The sequence below is a fragment of the Fulvivirga aurantia genome, assembly GCF_009711475.1.
Classification (GTDB): Bacteria; Bacteroidota; Bacteroidia; order Cytophagales; family Cyclobacteriaceae; genus Fulvivirga; species Fulvivirga aurantia.
On the sequence record NZ_SMMD01000575.1, the window covers coordinates 1 to 4,231 of the forward strand.

The 4,231-nt window shown below is 39.4% G+C and carries 4 protein-coding genes; all 4 read right to left on the reverse strand.

What is annotated here, in order from left to right; all coding sequences use genetic code 11:
- Nucleotides 1-619 precede the first annotated feature (619 nt).
- Entirely contained in the window at nt 620-1,450 is an 831-nt protein-coding gene (locus tag E1176_RS04915) for a tetratricopeptide repeat protein (protein WP_155209454.1), read from the reverse strand.
- Complete coding sequence (locus E1176_RS04920) at nt 1,447-1,962, reverse strand: hypothetical protein (RefSeq protein WP_155209455.1); 516 nt, start codon at nt 1,960-1,962, stop codon at nt 1,447-1,449. Before E1176_RS04920 ends, E1176_RS04915 begins: the two co-directional genes overlap by 4 nt.
- A 9-nt stretch (nt 1,963-1,971) precedes the next feature.
- On the reverse strand, nt 1,972-2,388 hold the full coding sequence (locus E1176_RS04925; RefSeq protein WP_155209456.1) for a hypothetical protein: 417 nt from the start codon (nt 2,386-2,388) through the stop codon (nt 1,972-1,974).
- Nucleotides 2,389-2,486: 98 nt separating this feature from the next.
- Nucleotides 2,487-4,231: prolyl oligopeptidase family serine peptidase (locus E1176_RS04930; RefSeq protein ID WP_155209457.1), on the reverse strand; the 1,745-nt coding region annotated here is incomplete at its 5' end.

Consider the following 4,231-nt stretch of genomic DNA (forward strand, 5'->3'; position numbering starts at 1 on the left):
ACCCTGAACTTGATTCAGGGTCTTTTAAATTGGTGCATTTTTTATTCAAAGATCCCTGCCATGCCAGCAGGCAGGCCTCGATTCCTCGGGATGACCTGTATAGGAAAAGATGCCATCACCCCAAGTTATTATATCTTTCTGTAATTGCTTTGAGTGTTTTTTTAACAAGATTCCGGATCAAGCCCGGAATGACAATGCGATTTAGATGATGGCACCTCTCTCACCCCCGTCATCCCGACCTTATGGAGGGATCTTTTCACCTTTTAAGAACTGCCATTCTCTTACTATACTGTCACCCTGAACTTGATTCAGGGTCTCCTTAATTTGAGTGGTTCTTTTAACAAGATTCCGGATCAAGTCCGGAATGACGATAGATTTTGAGTGATGGCATCTTTTAATGATGTGAGATTACTAATCCCCTCAGAGTCACTCGCAGAGGACTCTGAGGATGTAGAATGGATGTCGTGTGCAGACCTCATCCCTAAGGATAAATTTTGATTTTGTGGTCACCCTGAACTTGGTTCAGGTTCTCCTTAATTTGAGTGTTTCTATTAAAAAGATTCCGGATCATGCCCGGAATGACAATGCGTTTTTGAGTGATGGCAACCAGTCCCGCCCTTTAGCCACGTGCTTGCAAAAGCTCTTTTTCTATTTCTGATAGATAAACTTTGTGATGCGGATGCGTATAAGGATCTCTCATAATTAAACCTTGTTTATACATATTCACTGATTTTTCAAGAGCGGAAACATATTGAGCATGGTTTTTCAGAGATTGGTAAGCCAGCGCCATGTAATAGTGATTCTCAGCAAGGTCATTTACGTTTGATTGATTTTCAAAGGCCTTCAAAGCCTTTTCAAACTCACCCATATTGAGGTAAATTACTCCGAGGTGCAGGTAATCAAATTTACCGATATAGTGATCTTCTTTGGCTAGTTGCTCTTCAATAATTGCTATTGCTTTTTGATGATTGCCCAGGGCTGAGTAACATATGCCTCTTACAATCTGCAAATGGTAATCTCCGTTTTGTGAATTGCCTATGTCGTATTTTAGCAGATTTTTCAGTCTTTCCAGGTCTTCTATTGCACCTTGATAATCTCTGAAAAACTGATAGCGACACCAGCCTCTATAGCCTAAGTTGCTGGCAGCATCAAGACTCACGGCTTTATCCATCAAAGCTTTCCAAGTGACGAAATCTCCACTTTTGAGGTAAGCCACAGATTTTTCTACAAATGCATAATCAAAAGTAGGGTCTATAGCGATTGATTCATCTAAAATGGTCTGAAACTCTCTGCTAAATTGGTGGTGACCACTTATTTCCATGGCTTTCTCACAGGCATCAAATTTCACGGTATCGCCCATATATAAGAAAGCGTTGCAATTTGGCTGACTCTTGGCACTTATAGCAAGACTGAGTAGGAGAGGTAGTAAGAAAAGTGTTTTTATCTTCATGGCAAAATCTCAATTATATGGCCTTTTTCTATTTTAAAAGTCAGGTATTGATAATAATCCAAACCACCTTGTTTACCAGGTAGTGCTCTCCAACCGGTAAGCTTTTGTGCTATGGACAACAACTGATCAGTTATTTCACTATCAAATGTTTTCTCCTGATAATTAAAATCGGAAGACAACAGTCTAAACCTGCCGGTTTTACCTTCACAATTAACTATGAACCTCACGCGCACCCAGCCACTTTCATCAGTATCTACGGGCTCGTAGCTTTTATTAAATGCTTCATAAATGGCAATTTTCTCACCTTTGTACTGTAAGCCATTACCCGAATTGAAGTATTGAATTACATTTTCATCTCCATTACAGACTAAGAAATCGGCATCGTCTGTAGACGAATCAAAATTAATATCTCCCACATATCGATTGTAAGATGGCTTTGTTTCTCTAGTCGTTTGCTCAGAGTTACAGCCTGCTATAACTAGTAGCAGGGCTAAAAAATGAAGTTTATACATTTGAAGTGGTTATAAGTCAATCATTCCCATCTCGTTGATGGCTTGAGTAGAGTTGTTTGAAAGCGTGAAACTAAGATCAGTCCAGGCGGTGCCCTTGTGGCCTTTTAAAACAATACCTTTCTCAGTTCTAATGATGGTAAATAAAAAGTCAGAATCAACGGATGCTTTTTTGGTTTCCTCAAAATCGGCCATACCATATTCAGCGATGGCTTGTGGACGATCATTATTAAGGTTAAAAGCCAGATCAGTCCAGCTGCAGCCTTCAATGCCTTGTAATTTTATTCCATCTGCTGTTTTTTCGACTAAAATCTTGAAGCCTTGTAATTCATCAGTGGGTTGATTAGACTGCGCTGGTAGCGTGTAGTTAACTTGTGTTAAGAGTACAATTACTAAGGCGAATATGTAGCGTTTAGTACTGGTTTTCATAGCTGTTGATTTTATCAAACAGTCTAAACTAAGAAAATTGAGCGATCTTTGAATGCTTTTGTTAAAAAATATATCTTTATAATTATATATTTAGTTATTTATAAACTTTTCAGTGATTGGCATACCACCTTGTCATCATCGTACCCATGCCCTTGATTTTCGTAAATATAGATTTTATAGGTTGATGTGTCTCTATCAAGTTCTTTTAGTCGATTTTGAAGACTCGTGGCATGTCTCACAGTATTACGTTCATCTTTAGCCCCCTGATGTAACTCAAAAGGAGGTAGGCTATCGGCAAAAAAGTAAGAAGAACTGGCCAAAATACGTTGTCTGATTTGCTCCGGAGAGGAGGTAGGGGTGTAAAATGCAGCGGCATATGATCGCCCAACTATTTCATTTTCAGTAACATATTCATCTAAAAAGTTGGTGTGAGCTGATGTCGCAATAATATAGTCTAGCTTGTCGGTGAGTCCTCCTATAATAAGTGCTACAGTTGCTCCTCGGCTAATGCCATTTGCCAGCACTTTTGTATTGTCTGGTTTATTGTATAGCTGCTTGACTGCTTCAAGAAAAGCCACAGCATCCTCTGCTGGTCCTAGCCAGGCATCTCCGGCATATCCCTCAGACCTAAAGCAAAAATCTTTACCTCTTATCACGCTACCTCGATAAGATGGTAGAATGGATATAAACTGACTTTTCTCCTGTTTACATTTACCACCAGTTAAAGTTGCGATTTTGGCAACATCCAATCCGGTGCCACCACCCTCCAGCATCAATAGAATGGGCGCTTGCTTTACATCCAGGTTTTTAGGAATTCGAATAGCACCATAGTGTACAGCGCCATTAATGCGATGCGAGATTACTTTTATTGAATCACCATTTTGGCGAGTATATGCATGCACTACTTCAACTTCTTTAGCAGAAAAATCCTTGGTTTGCCATGCATGTCTCACAGATACTATCTCTTCCGCTGTTGGCTCGCTTAGCAACTTAGATAGTGATGTACCAGGGTCACGATTAATAGAATAGTCTGTTGCATCTGAATAACCTACACAACCATTGACACCGACATCAACCAGGTATTTGAAATTTGCATCAAACTGTATGAAGTAGAAATCGAGCAGTATGAAGTAGAAAATGAAAACTACAAAAGATGAAACCTTGCGTGTAATTAAGATCGTAATGGGCAAAATGCATATGGGTACGAATCCAAAGTAGAGAATAACTTTCATCAGACCGTCAGAAAATGGCACCGGTATTGCAAACCTAAAAAGCCAGAAACTGATCATAACCACCGTAATTATCAATAGCAGAAGGCTTTCTTTTCGAATTTCTTTATCTCCGGATATAATAAGCTTTATAAAAAGCACCAGGTAGAAGAAAAGTAAAAACACCCAGCTGTAGAAAATTAGCCTGACAAGATTAGGAATAATTTGCGCCAGGCTTAAATAACCGAGCAGACTCAAGAAGGACGCCAGGGCAGTGCCAATGACAATCCATTTATGATGTTTGAACCCACTTGTTACCCGAGTGCTGAAATAATATAAAAGAATAGGCAACAAAATACCAGCAAAGTAATACACAGGAGTAAATCCGGGTAGCTGATAGAGTAGCATCATATCAATTGCTACACTGTAGCCATGAATGAAAACAATTGCTACACTGAACAAAACAGCAAAGAGAATAATAGCAAGCTTTGACCTGGATTGCGATGGATTGCGCCAAAACAAAAGATGTATAACAGCTACCGACAAAATAGTAAAACCTCCAAAGAGGACAATGATGGCGCCAGTTTGTATGTCTCCACTTACAGCGATAAATAAACCAATAAGGAAAAGTAATA

Coding starts and splice junctions, on each gene's coding strand:
- E1176_RS04915 (WP_155209454.1), bottom strand. CDS start 1,450: ATGAAGATAAAAACACTTTTCTTACTACCTCTCCTACTCAGTCTTGCT.
- E1176_RS04920 (WP_155209455.1), bottom strand. CDS start 1,962: ATGTATAAACTTCATTTTTTAGCCCTGCTACTAGTTATAGCAGGCTGT.
- E1176_RS04925 (WP_155209456.1), bottom strand. CDS start 2,388: ATGAAAACCAGTACTAAACGCTACATATTCGCCTTAGTAATTGTACTC.